General features: G+C 72.9%; 19 protein-coding genes. 8 read left to right on the top strand and 11 right to left on the bottom strand.

All coding sequences use genetic code 11. From position 1 onward, the window contains the following. Positions 1–35: 35 nt before the first annotated feature. Entirely contained in the window at positions 36–1,151 is a 1,116-nt protein-coding gene (alc, locus tag OG361_RS32045) for an allantoicase (protein WP_384561312.1), read from the bottom strand. Between the two features lies 1 nt (position 1,152). Then, positions 1,153–2,487, bottom strand: a complete 1,335-nt coding sequence (gene allB, locus OG361_RS32040) for an allantoinase AllB (protein WP_405859077.1) — start codon at positions 2,485–2,487, stop codon at positions 1,153–1,155. 334 nt (positions 2,488–2,821) lie between these two features. Between allB and OG361_RS32035 the strand changes: the two genes are divergently transcribed. Next, positions 2,822–3,631: an IclR family transcriptional regulator gene (locus tag OG361_RS32035; RefSeq protein WP_384561317.1), complete on the top strand. Its 810-nt coding sequence runs from the start codon at positions 2,822–2,824 to the stop codon at positions 3,629–3,631. 87 nt (positions 3,632–3,718) lie between these two features. On the opposite strand, the gene OG361_RS32030 is transcribed toward OG361_RS32035, so the two are convergent. Together OG361_RS32030 and OG361_RS32025 are read right to left on the bottom strand one after the other, a co-directional pair. Then, a complete protein-coding gene (locus OG361_RS32030; protein WP_405859075.1) occupies positions 3,719–4,399 on the bottom strand; it encodes an ABC transporter ATP-binding protein in 681 nt (226 codons plus the stop codon). After that, positions 4,396–5,472 carry an ABC transporter permease gene (locus OG361_RS32025; protein WP_405859073.1) on the bottom strand — a complete coding sequence of 359 codons (1,077 nt, stop codon included), beginning with the start codon at positions 5,470–5,472 and terminating at the stop codon, positions 4,396–4,398. Before OG361_RS32025 ends, OG361_RS32030 begins: the two co-directional genes overlap by 4 nt. Positions 5,473–5,728: 256 nt before the next feature. Here OG361_RS32025 and OG361_RS32020 point away from each other — a divergent pair, with 256 nt between their 5' ends. Further along, positions 5,729–6,835, top strand: coding sequence for a sensor histidine kinase (locus tag OG361_RS32020; RefSeq protein ID WP_405862555.1), 1,107 nt, complete (start codon positions 5,729–5,731; stop codon positions 6,833–6,835). Then, a complete protein-coding gene (locus OG361_RS32015; protein WP_384561326.1) occupies positions 6,832–7,461 on the top strand; it encodes a response regulator in 630 nt (209 codons plus the stop codon). The genes OG361_RS32020 and OG361_RS32015 overlap by 4 nt, the downstream gene beginning before the upstream one ends. 39 nt (positions 7,462–7,500) lie before the next feature. Here OG361_RS32015 and OG361_RS32010 read toward each other — a convergent pair whose 3' ends face one another. Beyond that, positions 7,501–7,824, bottom strand: coding sequence for a DUF5955 family protein (locus OG361_RS32010; protein WP_384561329.1), 324 nt, complete (start codon positions 7,822–7,824; stop codon positions 7,501–7,503). Between the two features lie 193 nt (positions 7,825–8,017). Between OG361_RS32010 and OG361_RS32005 the strand changes: the two genes are divergently transcribed. The 3 genes from OG361_RS32005 to OG361_RS31995 all read left to right on the top strand — a co-directional run bounded on the left by OG361_RS32005 (position 8,018) and on the right by OG361_RS31995 (position 11,897). Continuing rightward, positions 8,018–8,632, top strand: a complete 615-nt coding sequence (locus OG361_RS32005; RefSeq protein WP_405859070.1) for an NTP transferase domain-containing protein — start codon at positions 8,018–8,020, stop codon at positions 8,630–8,632. Between the two features lie 238 nt (positions 8,633–8,870). Continuing rightward, positions 8,871–10,493, top strand: a complete 1,623-nt coding sequence (aceB, locus tag OG361_RS32000; protein ID WP_405859068.1) for a malate synthase A — start codon at positions 8,871–8,873, stop codon at positions 10,491–10,493. 240 nt (positions 10,494–10,733) lie between these two features. Next, on the top strand, positions 10,734–11,897 hold the full coding sequence (locus OG361_RS31995) for a GDSL-type esterase/lipase family protein (protein ID WP_405859066.1): 1,164 nt from the start codon (positions 10,734–10,736) through the stop codon (positions 11,895–11,897). Positions 11,898–11,986: 89 nt separating this feature from the next. Here the strand turns inward: OG361_RS31995 and OG361_RS31990 are convergent, their stop codons facing one another. Further along, entirely contained in the window at positions 11,987–13,786 is a 1,800-nt protein-coding gene (locus tag OG361_RS31990) for a hypothetical protein (protein ID WP_405859064.1), read from the bottom strand. Positions 13,787–13,862: 76 nt separating this feature from the next. Further along, positions 13,863–14,834: a fibronectin type III domain-containing protein gene (locus tag OG361_RS31985; RefSeq protein WP_405859062.1), complete on the bottom strand. Its 972-nt coding sequence runs from the start codon at positions 14,832–14,834 to the stop codon at positions 13,863–13,865. Positions 14,835–14,965: 131 nt separating this feature from the next. Here OG361_RS31985 and OG361_RS31980 point away from each other — a divergent pair, with 131 nt between their 5' ends. Continuing rightward, positions 14,966–15,577 (top strand): hypothetical protein, encoded by a 612-nt coding sequence (locus tag OG361_RS31980; RefSeq protein ID WP_405859061.1) that lies wholly within the window; start codon positions 14,966–14,968, stop codon positions 15,575–15,577. Between the two features lie 4 nt (positions 15,578–15,581). Then, positions 15,582–15,758 (top strand): hypothetical protein, encoded by a 177-nt coding sequence (locus OG361_RS31975; RefSeq protein ID WP_405859059.1) that lies wholly within the window; start codon positions 15,582–15,584, stop codon positions 15,756–15,758. A gap of 12 nt (positions 15,759–15,770) precedes the next feature. Here OG361_RS31975 and OG361_RS31970 read toward each other — a convergent pair whose 3' ends face one another. From OG361_RS31970 to OG361_RS31955, 4 genes are all read right to left on the bottom strand, one after another. Beyond that, complete coding sequence (locus OG361_RS31970; protein ID WP_405859057.1) at positions 15,771–16,433, bottom strand: aspartate/glutamate racemase family protein; 663 nt, start codon at positions 16,431–16,433, stop codon at positions 15,771–15,773. Between the two features lie 62 nt (positions 16,434–16,495). Next, positions 16,496–17,944, bottom strand: coding sequence for a nucleobase:cation symporter-2 family protein (locus tag OG361_RS31965; RefSeq protein WP_405859055.1), 1,449 nt, complete (start codon positions 17,942–17,944; stop codon positions 16,496–16,498). Between the two features lie 289 nt (positions 17,945–18,233). Further along, the gene (locus OG361_RS31960; protein WP_384561358.1) at positions 18,234–19,622 is read right to left on the bottom strand and encodes an 8-oxoguanine deaminase; all 1,389 of its coding nucleotides are present in this window, start codon (positions 19,620–19,622) and stop codon (positions 18,234–18,236) included. A 48-nt stretch (positions 19,623–19,670) separates the two neighbouring features. After that, entirely contained in the window at positions 19,671–21,077 is a 1,407-nt protein-coding gene (locus OG361_RS31955) for a nucleobase:cation symporter-2 family protein (RefSeq protein WP_405859053.1), read from the bottom strand. Positions 21,078–21,129 lie beyond the last annotated feature (52 nt).

The following is a 21,129-nucleotide window of genomic DNA, read 5'->3' as shown; positions in this document are numbered from 1 at the left end:
TCGTACCCGCCCGGTTCTTGGGGAGACCGGCAGCCCTAGCCGCCCAGCTCCTGGTGGCGCGCCGTCAGACGCGCCGCGCCCGCCTCGGTGAGCGAGCCGAAGAGACGGAGGCGGGAGATGCCGCCGTCCGGGTAGATGTCGATCCGGATCCGGGAGCCGACCGCCGGGGTGTCGAGCACGAACCGGTGGTTGGTGTCGGGCTGGAGGCGGGTCCGGGGCAGGATCTCGGCCCACTCCTCGGAGCCCTCGGCCGCGACAGAGAGGGCGGCCCAGCCGGCGCTGTTGCCCTTGAGGTACGCGGTGTCGATCTCGACGGCGCGGATCTCGGACTCGGCGACGAGCTGGTAGCGGATCCAGTCGTTGCCCTTGTCGCGGCGGCGGCGGGTCTCCCAGCCGTCGTCCATCTTGCGGGAGCGGCCCGGCTGGATGGTGTTGGTGGCCGGGGAGTAGAAGCGGTCGGAGGCGTCCTCGACCTGGCCGCCGTTCTCCAGCGCCGCGAGGTCGAAGGTGCCGAGGACGGCCAGCCAGCGCGGGTCGGGGGCCACTTCTCCGTATACACGGAGGCGGGCGATGCCGCCGTCGGGGTGCTGGTTGACGCGCAGGTGCGTGAAGCGCTGCTCGACGTCGACGGCGAAGCCGTTGGCGGCGTGGCCGCCGACGGCGGTGCGCGGGACGAGCGTCGTCCACTTCACGTCGTCGGCGAGGAGCTCCTCGGGCGAGGGCGAGCCGGCGACCGAGGCGGCCTGGACGGAGACGGCCTGCGGGTAGTTGCCGCGGAAGTGGGCGGTGTCGAGGACGATGCCGCGGACCACGCCCGGGGCGCCGAGCCGTACGAGGGCCCAGTCGTGGTCGTCCTCGGTGGGGTGCGGCTGCTGGGCCGAGACGCCGCGGCGGCGGCGGGTCTCCCAGCCGTCCATGATCTTGCCCTTGTGGCCGAAGTGCTCGGGGTCGAACTCGGCGGGCTCGGGCTTGAGCAGGTTCTCCCGCTCGGCGAAGAACTCGTCGTTGGCGGCGACGACACCCGCGCCGAGGCGCCGGTCGGCGAGGTCCGCGTACTGGGTGAAGGGGAAGTCGGCCGTCCGGTAGTCGGCGTACGGGTCGCCGCCGCCGTAGGGGCTCGCGTCACCGGTGAAGCTGGGTATGACGGACACGTCAGTTGTTCCTTTCGAGGAGGCGGCCGGAGGGATCGGCGAGGGTGCCGCGGTCGACGATCCGCTCTCCGCGCAGCCAGGTGGAGGCGACGACACCGTGCAGGGTCTTGCCCGCGTAGGCGGTGATCCGGTTGCGGTGCTGGAGCTCGGCCGGGTCGACGGTGAAGGTGGCCTCCGGGTCGACGACGGCGAAGTCGGCGTCGCGGCCGGCCTCGATGGCGCCCTTGCGGGTGAGTCCGGCGAGCCGGGCCGGGCCCTCGGACATCCAGCGGACGACGTCCTCCAGGGTGTGGCCGCGGCGGCGGGCCTCGGTCCAGATGGCGGGCAGGCCGAGCTGGAGGGAGGAGATGCCGCCCCAGGCGGAGGCGAAGTCGGGGGTCTTGAGGTCCGCGGTGGACGGGGAGTGGTCGGAGACGATGCAGTCGATCGTGCCGTCCGCGAGTCCCTGCCACAGGGCGTCCTGGTTGGCGGCCTCGCGGATCGGCGGGCAGCACTTGAACTCGGTGGCGCCGTCCGGGATCTCCTCGGCGGTGAGCGTGAGGAAGTGGGGACAGGACTCGACGGTGATCTTGACGCCCTCGGCCTTGGCGGCGGCGATGACCGGCAGCGCGTCGGAGGACGAGAGGTGCAGGACGTGCACGCGGGCGTTGAGCCGGCGGGCCTGGTTGACCAGGTTCTCGATGGCCGTGTTCTCGGCGTCCCGGGGGCGGGAGGCGAGGAAGTCGGCGTACGCGGTGGAGGACTTCTGCGGCGCGGCCGCGAGGTGGTGCGGGTCCTCGGCGTGCACGATCATCAGGCCGTCGAAGCCGGAGATCTCGGCGAGCGAGTTCGCCAGCTGCTCCTGGTCCAGCTCCGGGAACTCCTCCACGCCGGACGGCGACAGGAAGCACTTGAAGCCGTAGACCCCGGCGTCGTGGAGCGGGCGCAGGTCCTTGACGTTGTCGGGCAGGGCGCCGCCCCAGAAGCCGACGTCGATGTGCGCCTTGGTGCGGGCGACCTCCTGCTTGATCCGCAGGTTCTCGACGGTGGTGGTCGGCGGCAGGGAGTTGAGCGGCATGTCGAGGAGGGTGGTGATGCCACCGGCGGCGGCCGCGCGGGTGGCGGTCCAGAAGCCCTCCCACTCGGTGCGGCCCGGGTCGTTCACATGGACGTGGGTGTCGACGAGGCCGGGCAGGACGACGTCGTCGCCGACGTCCTCCAGCCGGGCGCCGGCGGGCACCTCGGCCTCGTACGGCAGCACGGCCGCGATCGTCCCTCCGGAGACGGCGATCGACGCCGGGCGCGTCCCCTCGGGGGTGATGACGCGAGTCGAGCGCAGGACCAGGTTGACGTCCACCCGTACCCCTTCTTCAAGCGATCCACTGGGAAACCGAGAAATTCAACGAACTGTTGAAGGAGTCTTCACTTCCGGACGACATGTCGTCAAGGGCACACTTCCAGCATCGGCCGTCGGTGAACCCGACTTGGACGTTTCCACAAAGTGGAATAGAAATTCCGTACAGTAGAACGTAGCTCCGCACATGTGGGGCAGACCCGGACCCCGCCGGGCCCTCCCCGACACCGGACAAACACCCCCTGACCGGCCCGTACGCCGGCACTGGGACCAGGTGCCCCGGCCGGTGGCCCGGTAGGCTGCTGACTTGCCCGCCTGCCTCGAAAGGACCGTTGACGTGCCGACGTCCAGCGCCAGCACCACCGACGCCGCCAAGCCCTCCTCCGCGAGCGGCGGCGTCCAGTCCCTTGAGCGTGCCTTCGACCTCCTGGAGCGGATGGCCGACGCCGGGGGCGAGGTCGGGCTGAGCGAGCTCTCCGCCAGCAGCGGACTGCCGCTCCCCACCATCCACCGGCTGATGCGCACCCTCGTCGCCTGCGGCTACGTGCGCCAGCAGCCCAACCGTCGGTACGCGCTCGGGCCCCGCCTCATCCGGCTCGGCGAGTCGTCCTCCCGCCTCCTCGGCACCTGGGCCCGCCCCTACCTGGCGCGGCTCGTCGAGGAGACCGGCGAGACCGCGAACATGGCGCTGCTGGACGGGGACGAGATCGTCTACGTCGCCCAGGTGCCCTCCAAGCACTCGATGCGCATGTTCACCGAGGTCGGCCGCCGGGTCCTGCCGCACTCGACCGGCGTCGGCAAGGCGCTCCTCGCGCACACCCCGGCGGAGGAGGTGCGCGCGCTGCTCGCCCGTACCGGCATGCCGGCCGCCACCGAGAAGACGATCACCACGCCGGACGGCTTCCTGGAGGCCCTCGAAGCGGTCCGCTCGACGGGGTACGCGGTCGACGACAACGAGCAGGAGATAGGGGTCCGCTGCCTCGCGGTGCCGGTCCCCGACTCCCCCACCGCCGCGGCGATCTCGATCTCGGGCCCGGCGGGCCGGGTCACCGAGGCGGCCACGGAGAAGATCGTCCCGATCCTCCAGCAGGTCGCCCGCGAACTGTCGGCGGCGCTCGCCAACACGGCGGGCAACGGCCAGGGCTGAGCTCGCGGCCGTACCGCGGACGCGGAAGACGCCATACGCGGCAGGGCGCCCGGACCCTACGAGGTTCCGGGCGCCCTTCCGCGTGCGTCACACCCGCTCGGCCTCTGTCAGCCGGCCGTCCTGGACCGTGACCGTGCTGTCCGTACGGGCCAGGTGGGTGCGGTCGTGCGTCACCAGCACCGTCGCCGTGCCCCGCTCCGCCGTCAGACCGGCCAGCAGGTCCATGACCGCCGCGCCCCGCTCGTGGTCCAGGGCGCTGGTCGGCTCGTCGACCAGGAGCACGGACGGCTCGTTCATCAGCGCACGCGCGATGTTCACCCGCTGCCGCTGACCGCCGGACAGCTGGTGCGGACGGCGGTGCGCCTGGTCCGCGAGGCCCACCGCGTCGAGCAGGTCGAGCGCCCGGCTCCGTACGGACTTGGGCGCCCGCCCCGAGAGGTGCGCCATCACCTGGAGCTGTTCCGCCGCGCTCAGCGAGGGCAGCAGGTTGGGCTGCTGGAAGACGATCCCGATGTGCTCGCGCCGCAGCTCGGCCCGGGCGGCCGGGGTGAGCGGCCCCGTGTCCGTACCGGCGACGACGACCCGGCCCCGGTCCGGGGTCACCAGGGTCGCCGCCACGGCGAGCAGGCTGGACTTGCCGGAGCCGGAGGGGCCGACGACGGCCGTGAGGGAGCCCGCGGGGACGGTGAGGGAGACGGAGTCGAGGGCGGTGAGCCGACCGTCTCCGTCGGGATAGGTCAGGGTGACGGCGTCGAGGACGAGGCTCATCGGGCGCTCCCGAGGGCGGTGAGGGGATCGACGGCGGTGATCCGCCGGATGGACAGGGCCGCACCGAGCACACCGAGCACGATGATCACGGCGGCGGGCCCGAGGACGGTGAGCGGCTCCAGGACGAAGGGCACGTTCCCGCCGCTGACCAGAGCCCCGATCCCGACCGCGAGGCCGGTGCCCAGCAGCGTGCCGGCACCGAGCATGAGGACGGCCTGCCCGAGGGCGTCCCTGAGGAGGTACGGCGTGGAGGCGCCGAGCGCCTTGAGGACGGCGACGTCGCCGCTGCGCTGGATGGTCCAGACGGTGAAGAAGGCTCCTATGACGAGCGCGGAGATGGCGAAGAGGAAGCCGCGCATGAGCTGGAGCGAGCCGTTCTCGGCCTGGTAGGACCCTATGGCGGTGAGCGCCCCGTCGACGGTCCGGGCCTCGGTCCCGGCGGCCCCGTCACCGGCGGCCCAGTCGATCCCGCCGCCGCTGAGCGCGATGACGGTGGCCTGTTCCTGCGGGGTGGTGCCGCTGTGACCGAGCTTCTGCCAGTCGTCGAGGGAGGTCCACACCACCGGGGTGTGGCTGTACGAGGCGTCACCGGAGACCGCCGTGACGGTGGCCTCCAGGGGGCCGAGGCGCAGTGCGTCGCCGACGCCCACGCCCAGCTCCTCCGCCGCCGACTCCGAGAGGACCGCCTTGCCGGCGCCGACGGTCCCGGGAGCGAGCCCGGCCCCCGGCTCCGTACCGAAGGCGGAGACGGCGGCGGTGCGGTCACCGGCGGCGGCGTTGAGCGTGCGGATGCCGAGCGGCTCGGCGGCCGTCACCCCCGGCCGGTCCGCCCACCGGCTCCACTGGTCCTCCGTCACCGTCGAGTTGGTGAAGGAGACCGACTGCCCGGACGGCGGCGCCGCGAAGGCCAGCCGGTCGGCGGGCAGGCCGGTGATCGCGGAGACGTTCTCTCGCGCGAGCCCGGCGGTCAGCCCGGACAGCAACCCCACGAGCAGGGTGATCAGCACGATCACGGTGCCCATGAGGGCGAATCGCCCCTTGGCGAATCTCAGGTCTCTCCATGCCACGAACATGGTGACCAGGGTGGTGCGAGGGGGGCCGTCGGGGCATCGCGCCACGGATGGCTCCGCAATCAAACTTTCGGTTGAGTCCGGATTGCCCGTTTGCCGCCCGCCCGCTGTCTACGCTTGAGGGGACATGGATCCGTACTCCTCCCCCCACCCCGCACAGCACTCTTCCCTCCACCCCACACAGCACCCTTCCTTCCACCCCGCCCGGCGTTTCCTCACCCCCGCTCCGCGCGTGCTGCGCCTCTGCCTGCATCTGCTGATGGCGGGCCTTCTCGTCCTCGCGGCGGTACAGGCGGACTCGGCAGCCGGGACGGTGATGGCGGTGCTCGTCGGCGCGGTCTACGCGGCCGGATCGTTCCTGCCGTCCGTGGGGAGCTCGCAGCGGGCCGCCGCCGTCTGGCTGGCGGCCCTGGGCGCGTCCTGGCTGGCGCTGCTCTGGCTGACCCCCGAGGCGCTGTGGGTGGCCTTCCCCCTGTACTTCCTCCAGCTGCACCTGCTGCCCGCGCGCTGGTCGCTGCCGGCGGTCGCGCTGACGGCGGGCGCGGCCATCCTCTCGTACGTGGGGCACGGCGCCCCGCTCAACCCGGGGGTCTTCATCGGGCCGCTGCTCGGCGGAGCGGTCGCGGTGGCGACCGTCCTCGGCTACCAGGCCCTCTACCGGGAGAGCGAGCGGCGGCGCCGGCTCATCGAGGAGCTCATCGAGACCCGGGCGGAGCTGGCGGCCGCCGAGCGGCACGCGGGGACGCTGGCCGAGCGCGAGCGGCTCGCCCGGGAGATCCACGACACGCTCGCCCAGGGCCTGTCCTCGATCCAGCTGCTGCTGCGCGCCGCCGAGCGGGCGCTGCCGCCGGGCTCGCCGGCCGCCGGTCACATCGACCGGGCGCGGCAGGCGGCGCAGGACAACCTGGCGGAGGCGCGGCGCTTCGTGCGGGCGCTGTCGCCGCCGGACCTGGAGCACGGTTCGCTGGCGGCCGCGCTGGAACGGCTGTGCGAGCCGGGGGTGAGCGGCGGACCTCGGGTCCGGTTCTCGGTGAGCGGGACGCCGGCCGAGCTGCCGACCCCGTACGAGGTGGCGCTGCTGAGGATCGCGCAGTCGGCGCTCGCGAACACCGTGCGGCACGCCTCGGCCTCGCGGGCCGAGATCACGCTGTCGTTCATGGACGCCTCGGTGACCCTGGACGTGGTCGACGACGGCAAGGGTTTTGAGCCGGGCTCGGTACGGCAGTCCTCCGAGGGCGGCTTCGGGCTTCCGGCGATGCGCTCACGGGCCGAGTCGCTGGGCGGCACCTTCACCGTCGAGTCGGCACCCGGTCAGGGCACGGCGGTGGCCGTGTCCCTCCCTCTCCCCGCAGGAGTCTCCGTATGACCACCATCAGGCTTCTCCTCGCGGACGACCACCCGGTGGTACGGGCGGGCCTGCGCGCGGTCCTCGACACGGAGCCGGACTTCACCGTGGTCGCCGAGGCCGCCACGGCCGAGCGGGCCGTGGAGCTGGCCGGCACCGGGAGCGTGGACGTGGTCCTGATGGACCTGCAGTTCGGCTCCGGGATGCACGGTTCGGAGGCGACGGCGGCGATCACGGCGGTGCCCGGCGGGCCGAAGGTACTGGTCCTGACGACCTACGACACGGACGCGGACATCCTGGCGGCGGTGGAGGCGGGCGCCTCCGGCTACCTCCTGAAGGACGCGCCGCCGGAGGAGCTGGCGGCGGCGGTACGGACGGCTGCGGCCGGGCAGTCGGCGCTCGCCCCGGCGGTGGCGCACCGGCTGATGGACCGGATGCGGACACCGGCGGAGGCGCTCACGAAGCGGGAGTTGGAGGTGCTCCAGTTGGTGGGCGAGGGCCTGTCGAACCAGCAGATCAGCAAGGCGCTCTTCCTGAGCCAGGCGACGGTGAAGTCTCATCTGGTGCACATCTTCGCGAAGCTGGGCGTGGACTCGCGTACGGCCGCGGTGGCGGCGGCGACGGCCCGACGCCTGATCAGGCGGTAGGACCGTCAGACGCCCGACGCCTGATCAGGGATAGGCCCGTCAGACGACAGGTCCCTGCGGCGGCGGACCGAAGAGTTCGACGGCGCGGCGGACCCCGGCGAGGCCCTCGGCCAGTGCGCTCACGGAGCCGACCGAGCCCGCGATCAGCAGCAGCGAGCGGCGCAGCCGCCGTACCTCGGGGGCGCCGCTGAGGGCCATGGCGTCCAGGGCGGCCAGCTCGTCCTCGGCGATGCCACGGTCGGCGAACTCAACCCGGTGACCTGCTAATTCGCGCCGGAGCCGGGACACGGCGGACCGCAGTTCGGCCACCCTGGGGTCCACGCCCTCGCCGGTCACTCGCCTCTGCCCCACGCTTCGCAACATGGCTCTCCCCCTCGCACAACGCTGTGCGCACACCACTCCGACCACACCGAACACGCCCCGCCGACCCGCCGGCTCGGCGGTCGGGCGCCGGGAGTCGCGGGCCAGTTAACTCCTTCGCCACCCCGGCGCGCCACCCTCCACGGACGGAATTCAGGCGAGCGTGTGATTCCGCCTGATGAGGTATGCAGGCCCCATGACAGCTACGGAAGATCGAACCCCGCTCGTCGCCGGACTGCTGCTCGCCGCCGGGGGCGGACGGCGGCTCGGGGGGCGGCCCAAGGCCCTCCTGCCCCATCGGGGGCGTCCCCTCGTCGAGAACGCGGTGCGGGTGCTGCGCGAGGGCGGTTGCGAGGTGGTGCACGTCGTCCTGGGCGCGGCGGCCGGGACCGTACGGGAGCGGGCCGAGCTGCCCGGGTGCGTGCTCGTGGAGAACCCGGAGTGGGCCGAGGGGATGGGCTCCTCGCTGCGCGCCGGGCTCGCGTCGCTCGCCGCGGATCCGCGCGGGGTGGACGCTGCGCTCGTGTTCCTGGTGGACCAGCCGGGGATCGGACCGGCGGCGGTGGCCCGGGTCCGTGCGGCGTACCGCTCGCGGGAGTCCCTGGCGGCGGCCGCGTACGACGGGGAGAGGGGCCATCCGGTGCTTTTCGGCGCCGGCCACTGGGCAGGGATCGCCGAGGGGGCGGTCGGTGACCGGGGCGCACGGGACTATCTGGCGGCGCACCGGGATGCGATCACGCCGGTGGACTGTTCGGATGTGGCCGAGCCCTACGACATCGACACGGAGGCGGATCTGGCGCACCTGGAGTGAACGGCGGGGCACGGGCCGTGGCACCCCGCGCCATGTTCTGTCGATCCGGAGAATCTCGACATCAACAAACCATTGAACTTCCACCATGAGGAAACTAGTATCCACTGTTCAGAAGCGCCTGCCAGTTCAGAGGGCGCTCGCGGCCGTATCTCGGCGCCTGCGGCACTCCGTGCCGTCCCGCGACGCCCGGCGGCCGCCTGGCACCGCCCGTGAAGTTCGCTGAAGGAAGTGACAGTTCATGTCCGCACCAGCGCCGTCCCCCCTGGCCGTCGTCGATGCCGAGCCCCTGCCGCGTCAGGAGGAAGTGCTCACCGAGGCCGCTCTGGCCTTCGTCGCCGAACTGCACCGGCGGTTCACCCCGCGCCGGGACGAGCTCCTCGCCCGCCGGGCGGAGCGCCGCGCCGAGATCGCCCGTACCTCCACCCTGGACTTCCTGCCGGAGACCGCGGCGATCCGCGCCGACGACTCCTGGAAGGTCGCGCCGGCCCCGGCGGCCCTGAACGACCGCCGTGTCGAGATCACCGGTCCGACCGACCGCAAGATGACGATCAACGCGCTCAACTCCGGCGCCCGCGTCTGGCTCGCCGACTTCGAGGACGCCTCCGCGCCGACCTGGGAGAACGTGGTCCTCGGCCAGGTCAACCTGATCGACGCGTACAGCCGGAACATCGACTTCACGGACCCCCGCTCCGGCAAGTCGTACGCCCTCAAGCCCGCCGACGAGCTGGCCACGGTCGTCATGCGCCCGCGCGGCTGGCACCTGGAGGAGCGTCACCTCACCTTCGACGGACGCCCGGTCCCCGGCGCGCTCGTCGACTTCGGCCTGTACTTCTTCCACAACGCCCAGCGTCTGATCGACCTCGGCAAGGGCCCGTACTTCTACCTCCCGAAGACGGAGTCGCACCTGGAGGCCCGCCTCTGGAACGACATCTTCGTCTTCGCCCAGGACTACGTCGGCATCCCGCAGGGCACCGTCCGCGCCACGGTCCTCATCGAGACCATCACGGCCGCGTACGAGATGGAGGAGATCCTCTACGAGCTCCGCGACCACGCCGCCGGCCTCAACGCGGGCCGCTGGGACTACCTGTTCTCCATCGTCAAGAACTTCCGTGACGGCGGCAGCAAGTTCGTCCTCCCGGACCGCAACGCGGTCACGATGACGGCCCCGTTCATGCGCGCGTACACCGAACTCCTCGTCCGCACCTGCCACAAGCGCGGCGCGCACGCGATCGGCGGCATGGCGGCCTTCATCCCGTCCCGCAAGGACGCCGAGGTCAACAAGGTCGCCTTCGAGAAGGTCAAGGCCGACAAGGACCGCGAGGCCGGCGACGGCTTCGACGGCTCCTGGGTCGCGCACCCGGACCTGGTCCCGATCGCGATGGCCTCCTTCGACGCCGTCCTCGGCGAGAAGCCGAACCAGAAGGACCGGCTCCGCGAGGACGTCTCCGTCGCGCCCGGCGACCTGATCGCGATCGACTCGCTCGACGCCCGGCCCACCTACGACGGCCTGGTCAGCGCCGTCCAGGTCGGCATCCGCTACATCGAGGCGTGGCTGCGCGGCCTCGGCGCCGTCGCCATCTTCAACCTGATGGAGGACGCGGCCACCGCCGAGATCTCGCGTTCGCAGATCTGGCAGTGGATCAACGCGGGCGTCGTCTTCGAGAACGGGAAGACGGCGACTCCGGAGCTGGCCCGCGAGGTCGCCGCCGCGGAGCTCGCAGCCATCCGCGCGGAGCTCGGCGAGGAGGCCTTCGCGGCCGGCAAGTGGCAGCAGGCGCACGACCTGCTGCTGCACGTCTCCCTCGACGCGGACTACGCGGACTTCCTGACGCTCCCCGCCTACGAACAGCTGGTCGGCTGACCGCACAGCGGCCGAACAGTGAACTGAACAGCGTTCCGCACAGGGCTCTGCCCCCGGTGTCCGCACAGGCACCGGGGGCAGAGCCCTGTGCCGCTCCCTGTCGTGTCACAGGTGACGTGACTGAACCGAGATATGCAGCTACCTAGCGGTAACAAGCCGGCGCGTGTCAGATTCCGCCTTGCCACCGGCCGGCGGCTGTCCCCCACGTCACTGCGCACCGCATACCGCAGGAGCACAGCCATGCCTTCGACCCCCCACCGTGCGCTGCGCGGATTCCTGGCTCTCTGTACCGCCGCCGGGCTCGCCTCCGTCGCCGCTCCATCAGCCTCGGCCTCAGCCGCAGGCACCGCCTCCCCCGGCACCGGCCCCACCGCCGTCGTCACCATGGGCGACAGCTACATCTCCGGCGAGGCCGGACGCTGGCAGGGCAACAGCCTGACCAACTCCGGCAGCCGCAACGGCACCGACCGGGCCTGGACGGGCAGCGCCTACGACCCGTCCCGGGTGTACGGAACCACCGCGGGCGGCTGTCACCGCTCGGACACCGCCGAGGTGAAGAGCGCCGGCGCGATCGCCTCCTCCCTGATCAACCTCGCCTGCTCCGGGGCGACCACGAAGAACGTCATCCGGGCCTCCCAGGGCGGCCAGACATACAAGGGCGAGGCCCCGCAGGCCGACCAGCTGGCGGCCGTCGCCGCCTCGCACGACGTCGAGCTCATCGCGCTCTCCATCGGCGGCAACGACCTCGGCTTCGCCGACATCATCACCACCTGCGCGACCGACTACATCGTCTGGTACTCGTACTGCCACGACGACCAGCAGGCCGAGGTCGACGCGCGGATCGACGGCGTGATGGCGGACGTCGGCCGGTCGGTCGACGAGATCCGGGCCGTCATGGCGGGCGCGGGGTACTCCTCTTCGGACTACCGGATCGTGCTCCAGTCGTACCCCTCCCCCATCCCGCGCGCCGCCGACAACCGGTACGGCGAGAGCGGCTGGACCCGCACCAACACCGGCGGCTGCCCCTTCTGGAACGCCGACTCCACCTGGGCGCGGGACTCCCTGGTCCCGCAGCTCGCGAACCGGCTGAAGGGGGTCGCCACGGCCAAGGGCGTGCAGTTCATGGACCTGCGGGACGCGCTCCAGGGACGCGAGGTCTGCGCCAAGGCGAGCAAGCAGGTCACGTCGACCGTGCCGGCCTCGGCGACGACGAGCGAGTGGGCGCGCTGGATCGACAGCCAGAGCACGCAGGGGCTCGTCCAGGAGTCGATGCACCCGAACGCATACGGCCAGCAGGCCCTGGGCCGGTGCCTGGCGCTCGTCCACGCCCGCCCCACCGGAAACCACAGCTGCCGGAACACGGCGGGTGCGGGGGCCTCGGGGATGTACCTCACGGCGGGGTGAGACCGGATCTTCACGGCAGAGTGGGGCCCCGCTTCGCGGCGGGGCCCGCTTCACGACCGGGTGAGGCCCCGCTTCACGACGGGCCCGCCTCAGGTCGGGGTGATGCCGAGGGGGCCGAGGACCCGGGCGGTCTCGTGGCGGTCCGCCTCGGCCATCGCCCGGACCAGGGCGGCGGAACCGCCGGGCCAGGCGGCCGCCGCCGCGTCGAAGGCGGCGCGGCGGGACTCCAGGGGCCCCTTCTTGGCCGGCAGTCCGTCGAGGACGTACAGCGCTCGCGCCGAGGTGGGGACCTGGATGTGGTCCGGCCGCTCGCCCCTGGCGCGCAGGACCTCGTGGGCGTACTCCCCGATCGCCGGGTCGCGCAGGGCGCCGCGCAGGGCCTCGACGGGGGCCTCGGCCGTGTCGAGGACCTCGACGAGGCGCCGGGCGTCGGCCGCTTCGGTGGCGCCCGCGTGGGCGATGCCGAGGGCGGCGAGCAGTTGGGACCAGGCCTCGGCGGTGTCCACGCGCGCGTGGAGCCAGTCGGCGAGCACGCGCGCGGCGGACGCCGCGGGCCAGCCCGCGGCCGCGGCGACGACGGTCGGCGCGGCCCAGGCCGCGGCCTCCCCCGCGTCGGGGGCGGCGATCCCGCGGACTCGGAGCAGATAGCGCAGCACGCCCGCGCCGCGCGGGGTGAGCCCGAAGGCGTCGCCGGTGCGGAACAGCAGGCCGGTGGCGGCGAGCCGGTCGACGACGGCCGCCAGGTCGCGGGCGGGACCGGCGAGCCGCTTCCGGTCCGCCTCGGTCAGCTCCGGCGTGCCGAGGAGCCGTACGAGCTCCGGCAGGGACGGGATCGCGTACGCGGTGGGCCCCTCCTCCGGGACCGGTACGGGCAGGTCCTCCACGGCCGGGTCGACGGTCCAGTCCTCGTACTCGGCGGTCTTGCGGGCGACGGACTCGGCGGAGCAGCCGCGCTGGTAGACCACGTACAGCAGGTGGGACGCCTCGCCGCCGTAGGAGCCGAACTCCCCCTCCGCGAGGCTCTCGACGGCGGCGGCGAGCGCGTCGGCGTCCTCCTCGACGGCCCCGGGCGCCGTCGGTGTCTCGATCGCGGGCGGCGGGGGTACGGGGGCGGCGGAGTCGCCGTAGTAGTCGAGGTGCTCGTCGAGGAGGGCGTCGGCCAGGACGAGGTGGGGGAAGGCGTCGGGGCCGGGGGCGAAGCGCGCGTACGGCCCGGCGAGCTGTTCGGCGAGACCGGCGGCGGTCCACCGGTCCTGAAGCGCGGCGGCCACCTGTGCGATGCCGGTGGCGACGGCGTGGTCCGTGAGCAGCGGTCCGGAGGCCGGGTCGGCCTCGGCATCCCGTACGTACGCCCGGGTGAGCGCTTCCGCGAGGAGGACGTCGGCGAGGGCCGTCCGGCCCATGAGGTCCGCCCGGCGCACGCCGTCGGGCAGGGGCGCGCCGTCGAGGGCGGCGAGCCGGCGGCGGACGTCCTCGGGGTCGGCGAGGTCGGTGCCGCAGCTCCGCAGGAGGGAGGCGTACCAGCGGTGCCAGGTGAGGTTGCCGGGGTCGTTCATGGCGCGCTCGAAGTCGGGACCGGCCTCCGCGACCACGGCGACGACCTGCTCGCCGCGTCCGCCGTCGAAGCGCGCGGCGAGCGCCCCGAGCACGGCCGGATAGGCGCCGAGCTCCCCTGGCGCCGCGTACACGAACGTCGGCAGGTCCTCCACGAGGAGCTGCCGCACCAGCCCGGGCGTCGGCTCGGGGACCCCCGTCCGCCGGTCCGCCCCGCGCAGGGCGAGCAGTCCGAGCACCGCTTCGGCGGCGCGTGTGAAGACGGGGTCGCGGCGCTCGGGCGTTCCGTCGAGGAAGCTGTCGAGCCCGGTGTTGGTCAGAACGGTCTCGGCCACGCTTCCCAGGGTAGTTCCGGGGAGGGGATTCCGGGCATACGGGACACTCCGGGCGAGTGTCGGACCCGGTGGCCGGTCAGCGCACCACCACCACGCGGGGTGCCGAGAAGTCGCCCCAGGTGCCGTCGGGGAGTTGGGCGCGGAGGGTGACCGTGTAGCGGGTGCCCGGGGGGTCCTGGACCGGGAAGGTGTAGGTCGCGCGGCCGGGGGGCGGGGTGGCGCCCCAGACGATGGTGGTGGTGAAGCGGCCGTCGAGGTGGAGCTCGTGGTGGGTGACGGGGGCTCCGGTACGCGGCGGGGTCCAGGTGAGGGTGACCTCACCCTTGCCGGCCGTAGCGGTGAGGTTCCCTGGTGCGGTGTTCGGGGGTGCGCCGGGGGCGGTGGCCGTGGTGAGCTCGACGCGGGGGCTGTCCGGGGAGGAGTTCTCGGCGGCGTCGCGGGCGCGGACCGTGAACGCGTAGGCGGTGCCCGGGCGCAGGCCGGTGACGCGGGCCGTGGTGGCGGCGCCGGGGGCGGTGTGGACGCGGGTGTCCCCCTGGTAGACGTCGTACGCCGTGACGCGGGTGTCGTCGCGGGACGGGGTCCAGCCGAGGGTGGCGGCGCGGCTGCCGTCGGCGGTGGCGCGGAGCGCGGTCGGGGCGGTGGGGGGCGTGCGGTCCTCGACGGTCGCGCGGAGGGTGGTCGCGGCGACGGTGGCGCTCGGGGGCGAGACGTTCCCTGCCGCGTCGCGGGCGCGGACCGTGAAGCTGTACCGGGTCGCGGGCGCGAGTCCGACGATGTCGGTCATCACGGTGGTGGCGGGGAGATCCTTGACCTTGCGGCCCTCGCGGTAGACCTCGTAGCCGGTGACGGCGCGGTCGTCGGCGGCGGCGCTCCACATGACGTGGACGGTGCCGGCGCTGCCGGCGGTGGCGGTGACTCCGGTCGGGACGGTCGGGGCGCGGGTGTCCTTCGGCGGGGGTTCCGGGGAGCCGGAGCAGCCGGTGAGGGCGAGCGCGAAGGTCAGCGCCAGGGCGGTCAACAGGCGTGCGGCGAGCGGGCGTTGCACGGGAAGCCCTCCGTCCGTCGAAAAGGTCCAGACCTATATCGCACAGCCGGGCCGCGCCCGGCAAGAGGGCGTTGTCAGTGGCGTGCGCTTCACTGAAACAGTCACGCTCCGTAGTCGAATCAGGGGGAATCATGACGGACCGTACGATCTATGTGACGCTCACCGGGGTGCGCCGCCGGGGCTGGACCGACTCGATGGTGCGGGACCTGCTCGGCGTGCCCGACGTCCAGGGGCGCGATCCGCGCCGCTGGTCCCTCACGCCCGTGCGCCTCTATCTCCTGGCCCGCGTGGAGACGGTGGAGCGGACCGCCGAGTTCACCACCGCCACCGTGCTCTCGAAGGCCAGGTCGGCGGCGGCCGGGGTGTACGCGGAGCGGCGACGGGCCGCCGTGCTCACCGCGATCCGGGCCGAGCCGATCGAGGTACCGCGACTCCCCGGCCCCGAGCTGGAGCGACGCGCCGTCCGCCACCGGCACCTGCTGGGCGCGCGGGGCCCCGGCGGGGGTGCGGGCGGGGCCGGGGCCACACCCGGCGGCGCCCCTCAGGGCGCGCTGGTGCGGTGGCAGGTGAACTATCTGCGGCACGCCCTCTCCCGGTACGAGTCACTGCTCGACGGGCTGTACGGGGAGAGCGGCCGCCGGGAGGCCGAGCGGTTGCTGCGGCGGCGGCTGTACGAGGCGATCGCCGCCGCCTACCCGGCGCTGGCCGAGGAGTGCCGGCGGCGGATCGTGGTGGAGCGGTGAACGGGTGCGGGGCCGGCGCCTGGGACGGGGCTGGGTACGGGGCCTGGACCCGGGCCCGGGCCCGGGCCCGTGCCTGGGCCTGGGCCTGGGCCTGGGCCTGGACCTGGACCTGGACCTGGGCCTGGGCCTGGGCCTGGGCGTCGGCCTGGGCCTGGGTCTGGGTCTGGGGCGTCTTGGCTGATCGGGGGTGGCGTCAGGCGGTCAGCAGGCGGGCGAGCGCGCGGCAGGCCGCCGGGATCGGGGCGACGACCGGGATCGCGCACCGGGCGCGGAGCTCCTCGGCGGCCTCGCCCAGCGGGCCGCCACCGATGACGACCGCGCGCGCCCCGTCCCGCTGGGCGCAGGCGCGGACGGCCCGCTCCAGCCGGTCGAGGAGCAGCGCGGGATCGGCGGAGAGCCGTTCGGGGGTGCCGGCGGTGAGCCGGAGGCCCGTGTACCGGTCGGCGAGGCCGAGGGCCGCCACCCGCTCGGCGATGGAGTCGGCCAGGAGCGGCGTCGTGGTGGCGATGCCGAACGGGGCGCCGTCGGAGGCGGCCTCCAGGAGGGCCGCCTCGCCCAGGCCCGCCACGGGCAGGCCGGTCGCCGCGCGGAGCGCATCCAGGCCGGGGTCGCCGAAGGCGCCGACGAGGAGCGCCGCGCAGTCGCCCTCGGCGGCGGCCCGGAGTCCGGCCGCGAGGACCTCGGGGGCGGCGGCGCGCAGGGCGGCGGGGTCGGTGAGCATGCCGGGGCCGCGGGACACGGTGACCCCACGGACCGTCCGGGCGCCGGCACGGGCGCCCGGAGCCCCCAGGGCCCGGCGGGCGATGGCGGTCATCATCGCGGTCGTCTCCGCCGAGGTGTTGGGGTTGATCAGCACGACGGCCCCGGGCCCCGCGGCGTGCGCGGGGACCGGGGCGGTCGGTGGGACGACGAGCGGGCTCAGTGGACGTGCGCCGCCTTCGCCGTGTGGCTGCCGGAGATCTCCTCGCCCGGCTCCATCGGCGCGGTGACCTCGTCGTCGTCCCGGCCCCGGCCCAGGTGGTTGAAGACCACGTTGAGCAGGACGGCCGCGACACAGCCGGTGGAGATCCCGGAGTCCAGGATGATCTTCGCGGTCTCCGGGAAGGCGTGGTAGAACTCCGGCGCCGTGATCGGGATGATGCCGACGGCCAGGGAGACGGCCACGATCAGGACGTTGTTGTCCTTCTCCAGACCGGCCTTGACCAGGGTCTGGATGCCGCTGGCGGCGACCGAGCCGAAGAGGACGACCCCCGCGCCGCCGAGGACCGGCCGGGGGACGACCGAGATCAGCGAGGCGGCGACCGGGGAGAGCCCCATCAGGACCAGGAAGCCACCGCCGCAGGCCACGACGAAGCGGCTGCGGATCCTGGTCATGGCGACCAGACCGATGTTCTGGGCGAAGGCGCTGCACATGAAGCCGTTGAAGAGCGGGCTGATCGCCGAGCCAAGTGTGTCGGCGCGGAGACCGGCCGCGATGGTCTTCTCGTCGGCGGGACGCTCCACGATCTCGCCGAGCGCCAGCATGTCGGCGGTCGACTCGGTCATGGAGACCAGCATGACCACGCACATGGAGATGATCGCGGCGAGCGCGAACTGCGGGGCGCCGAAGTGGAACGGGGACGGGAAGCCGACGATGTCCGCCTCGGTCACCGGCGAGAAGTCGGTGACCCCGAACGGTATGGCGATGAGCGTGCCGATGACCAGGCCGACCAGGACGGCGACCTGCTTGAGGAAGCCGCGGGTGAAGCGGCGCAGCAGCAGGACCACGACGAGCGTGACGGCGGCGAGGGAGAGGTAGGTCGTCGAACCGTAGTCCTCCGCCCTGGGGTTGGGCCCCTGGGCCCAGCCGAAGGCGACCGGGAGGAGGGAGACACCGATGAGGGTGATCACAGTGCCCGTCACGACCGGCGGGAAGAACCGCACGAGCCGGGAGAACCAGGGGGCCGCAAGGAAGCCGAGCAGTCCGGCGACGATGATCGCGCCGAAGATGACGGGCAGCGCGTCGGCCTTGTCGTCGGTGGTGTCGACGATCGCGAGCATCGGGGCGACACCGGCGAAGGTGACGCCGTTGACGAACGGGAGCCGGGCGCCGATCTTCCAGACGCCGAGGGTCTGCAGGAAGGTCGCGAGACCGGCGGTGAAGAGGCTCGCGCCGGTGAGGAAGGTCAGTTCGGTGCCGGAGAGGCCGACGGCCGCTCCGACGATCAGGGGCGGCGCGACGACGCCCGCGTACATGGCGGCCACGTGCTGGAGGCCGCTGGTGAGCATCTTCAGTGGGGGCAGCGTCTCGTCGACCGGATGCTTCTCGCGGTCTTCGGGGGCGGAGCCTGCGTCTTGTGCATTGCGAACCTGGGGCTTGGCGGCCACGGCGGTTCCTCCGGTCGGTTACACGTCGGCAGTGACGCGGGGTTCAGGGAGGTGGTGCGATGCGGTGCGAAGTACAGGAGGTGCGGCTCGTTGCGGGGTGGAGCGGTGCGCTGGGGAGGAGGCGCTGCGGGACGGGTGCCCGGTGGGGGTGCGGGCAGGCATCACCTTCCCGGGGGGTGCCGTACGTCTTCTGCGTACGGCACCCCCCGGTCGGGCTGCCGCGGACCCCGCTCGGGTCCACGGCGACCGGCCGAGGGCCGTCCCCCTCGGTCGGACTCCATGGGGAGGGTCAGCTCTGGGCCGTGATACGGGCCAGGCGCTGCGCCTCCGCGCGTGCGTCGCGCGCGATCTGCTCCTCGTCGGCGAACAGCAGTCGGTTGTTCTCGACGATCTGCCTGCCGTTGACGAAGGAGGCGGTGACCGGGGCAGCGGCGCCGAAGACGACGGCGGTGACCGGGTCGGCGATCGAGGAGTGGCCGAGGCCGTCGATCTTCCAGAGGACGAAGTCGGCGAGCTTGCCGGCTTCGAGCGAGCCGATGTTGTCGGCGCGGCCGAGGACCTGCGCACCGCCGTAGGTGCCGAGGCGCAGGGCCTGGCGGGCGTTGAGCGCGGCCTCGCGGTGGGCGCCGAGGCGGTTGATGAGGAGCGCGTTGCGCAGCTCGGTGTGGAGCTCGCCGGACTCGTTCGAGGCGGTGCCGTCGACGCCGAGGCCGACCGGGACGCCCGCCTTGAGCATGTCCGGTACGCGGGCGATGCCGGCGGCGAGGCGCGCGTTGGAGGAGGGACAGTGCGCCACACCCGTACCGGTGCGGGCGAAGGCGGCGATGTCGGAGTCGTTCATGTGGACGCAGTGCGCCATCCACACGTCCTCGCCGAGGAAGCCGGTGGACTCGAAGTAGTCCGTCGGGCCCATGCCGAAGAGCTCGTGGCAGAACTTCTCCTCCTCCACGGTCTCCGAGCCGTGGGTGTGCATGCGCACACCGAGCCGGCGGGCCAGCTCGGCACCCTGCTTGAGCAGCTGGGTGGAGATGGAGAACGGGGAGCAGGGGGCGACGGCGACCTGGGTCATCGCGTCGAAGGAGGCGTCGTGGAACTTCCGCACCGTCTCCTCGGTCGCGGCGAGCGCGCCCTCGGTGGTCTCGACGGCGAAGTCCGGCGGCAGGAAGCCGTCCTTCTCGCTCATGTCCATCGAGCCGCGGGCGAGGGTGAAGCGGACGCCCATGTCGGAGGCGGCGCCGATGATCGCGCCGGACAGGTCGCCGGAGTTCTTCGGGTAGACGTAGTGGTGGTCCATGGCGGTGGTGACACCGCCGCGGGCCATCATCGCGAGGGAGCCCTGGGCGGCGACGCGGACCATCGACTCGTCGATCCGCGACCAGGTCGGGTAGAGCGCGACCAGCCAGTTGAAGAGGTTGTGGTCGGTGGCCAGGCCCCGGGTGATCCACTGGTAGAAGTGGTGGTGGGTGTTGACCAGACCGGGCGTCACCAGATGACCGGTGGCGTCGATCCGGCGGACCACGTTCTCCAGACCCTCGGGGGCCTTGCCGGCACCGATGGACTCGATCTTGTTGTCGGCGACGACGAGGTAGCCGGAGGCGTACTCGGTGTCGTTCGCGTCGACGGTCGCGATCGCCGCGTTCTCGATGACGATGCGCTGGGCTGCCGAAGGTGCTGCCATGGCGGTGCTTCCTTCATTCCTCGGGGGTGGTGTGGGCACGGCAGGACCCTAGGAGGATTTGAGTGCCGGAGCCGTGTGACGGCTCCGGGTGCCGAGATGGTGGAAGAACAGGTTGAGCAGGACGGCGACGAGCGCGCCCGCGCTGATGCCGGAGCCGAGCACGGTCTGCGCCCAGGCCGGGAAGTCGGCGTAGAAGGTGGGAGCGGCGAGCGGGATGATGCCCGCTCCGAGCGCGACGGCCACCAGGATGATGTTGGAGCTGTCGTCGAGTCCGGCTTCCGACAGGGTGCGGATGCCGCTGACCGCGATCGAGCCGAAGAGGACGATGCCGGCGCCGCCGAGGACGGGCATCGGGACCGTGGAGACGACCGCGCCGAGGACCGGGAAGGCGCCGAGGACCAGCAGGGCGCCGCCGGCGACGGCGACGACGTACCGGGAGCGGACCCGGGTCAGCGAGACGACGCCGACGTTCTGGGCGAAGGCCGAGGTCGGGAAGCCACCGAAGACCGGACCGAGCAGGGTCGCGATGCCGTCGGTGCGCAGGCCCCGGGTGATGGTCTTCCCGTCGCTGCGCCGGTCGCAGATCTCGCCGAGGGCGAGCATGCCGGCGCTGGACTCGGTCATCAGGACGAGCATCACGATGCACAGGGAGAGGATCGCGGCGGGCTGGAACTCGGGTGCGCCGAAGGCGAAGGGAGCGGGCAGGGCCGCGACGGGCGCCTCACGCAGGGCGGTGAAGTCCGCCATCCCGAAGGGGATCGCGGCGAGGGTGCCGATGAAGAGGCCGAGCAGCAGGGCGATCTGCTTGACGAAGCCCTTGCCGAAGCGCTGGAAGAGCAGGATGACGACGAGGGTGAAGCCGGCGAGCGCCAGGTACTTCATGGCGCCGAAGTCGGCGGCGGTCTTGTCGCCGCCCTGGGCCCAGCCGACGGGCACGGGCATCAGGGTGACCCCGATGAGGGTGATGACGACGCCGGTGACGAGCGGCGGGAAGAAGCGCAGGAGCTTCCCGAAGAAGGGGCCCACGGCGAGGCAGAAGACTCCGGCGACCATCACCGCGCCGTAGATGGCGGGGAGTTGGTGTCCGGGAGCACTGGTCTCGGCGATGGCGAGCATCGGCGCGATGCCCGCGGAGGAGGCGGCGTTGACGAACGGGAGCCGGTTGCCGGCGAAGGTTCGGATGCCGAGGGTCTGCAGGATCGTGGCACAGCCGGCGATGAGCAGGCTGGCGGCGATGAGCCGGGTCATCCCTGCCGCGTCCAGGCCGACGGCCTGGCCGATGATGAGCGGAGGGGTGACGACACCGGCGTACATGGCGGCGATGTGCTGGAGTGCCGCGGGGACGAGCCGCGAGGCGGGAAGCTTTTCGTCCACCGGATGGACCTGGTGTGTGGTGTCCGGTGGGGTGGAACACGGGCCTTCGGCGGATGCCGGCCCCATTGCAGGCTGTGCCATGGGAGTTCCTCCGGGCTGGTGCGGGCCCCGCCCGACTGCGGGCGGGCGGGGC

Source organism: Streptomyces sp. NBC_00090 (assembly GCF_045160815.1).
Classification (GTDB): Bacteria; Actinomycetota; Actinomycetes; order Streptomycetales; family Streptomycetaceae; genus Streptomyces.
This window is presented reverse-complemented; position numbering and strand designations above follow the sequence as displayed.

Excerpts from the sequence above, each read along its gene's own strand:
- OG361_RS32030 (WP_405859075.1), bottom strand. The coding sequence starts at position 4,399 with ATGAGCCTCGTCCTCGACGCCGTCACCCTGACCTATCCCGACGGAGAC.
- OG361_RS32025 (WP_405859073.1), bottom strand. The coding sequence starts at position 5,472 with ATGTTCGTGGCATGGAGAGACCTGAGATTCGCCAAGGGGCGATTCGCC.
- OG361_RS32020 (WP_405862555.1), top strand. The coding sequence starts at position 5,729 with ATGGCGGGCCTTCTCGTCCTCGCGGCGGTACAGGCGGACTCGGCAGCC.
- OG361_RS32015 (WP_384561326.1), top strand. The coding sequence starts at position 6,832 with ATGACCACCATCAGGCTTCTCCTCGCGGACGACCACCCGGTGGTACGG.
- OG361_RS32010 (WP_384561329.1), bottom strand. The coding sequence starts at position 7,824 with ATGTTGCGAAGCGTGGGGCAGAGGCGAGTGACCGGCGAGGGCGTGGAC.
- OG361_RS32005 (WP_405859070.1), top strand. The coding sequence starts at position 8,018 with ATGACAGCTACGGAAGATCGAACCCCGCTCGTCGCCGGACTGCTGCTC.
- aceB (WP_405859068.1), top strand. The coding sequence starts at position 8,871 with ATGTCCGCACCAGCGCCGTCCCCCCTGGCCGTCGTCGATGCCGAGCCC.
- OG361_RS31995 (WP_405859066.1), top strand. The coding sequence starts at position 10,734 with ATGCCTTCGACCCCCCACCGTGCGCTGCGCGGATTCCTGGCTCTCTGT.
- OG361_RS31980 (WP_405859061.1), top strand. The coding sequence starts at position 14,966 with ATGACGGACCGTACGATCTATGTGACGCTCACCGGGGTGCGCCGCCGG.
- OG361_RS31960 (WP_384561358.1), bottom strand. The coding sequence starts at position 19,622 with ATGGCAGCACCTTCGGCAGCCCAGCGCATCGTCATCGAGAACGCGGCG.
- OG361_RS31955 (WP_405859053.1), bottom strand. The coding sequence starts at position 21,077 with ATGGCACAGCCTGCAATGGGGCCGGCATCCGCCGAAGGCCCGTGTTCC.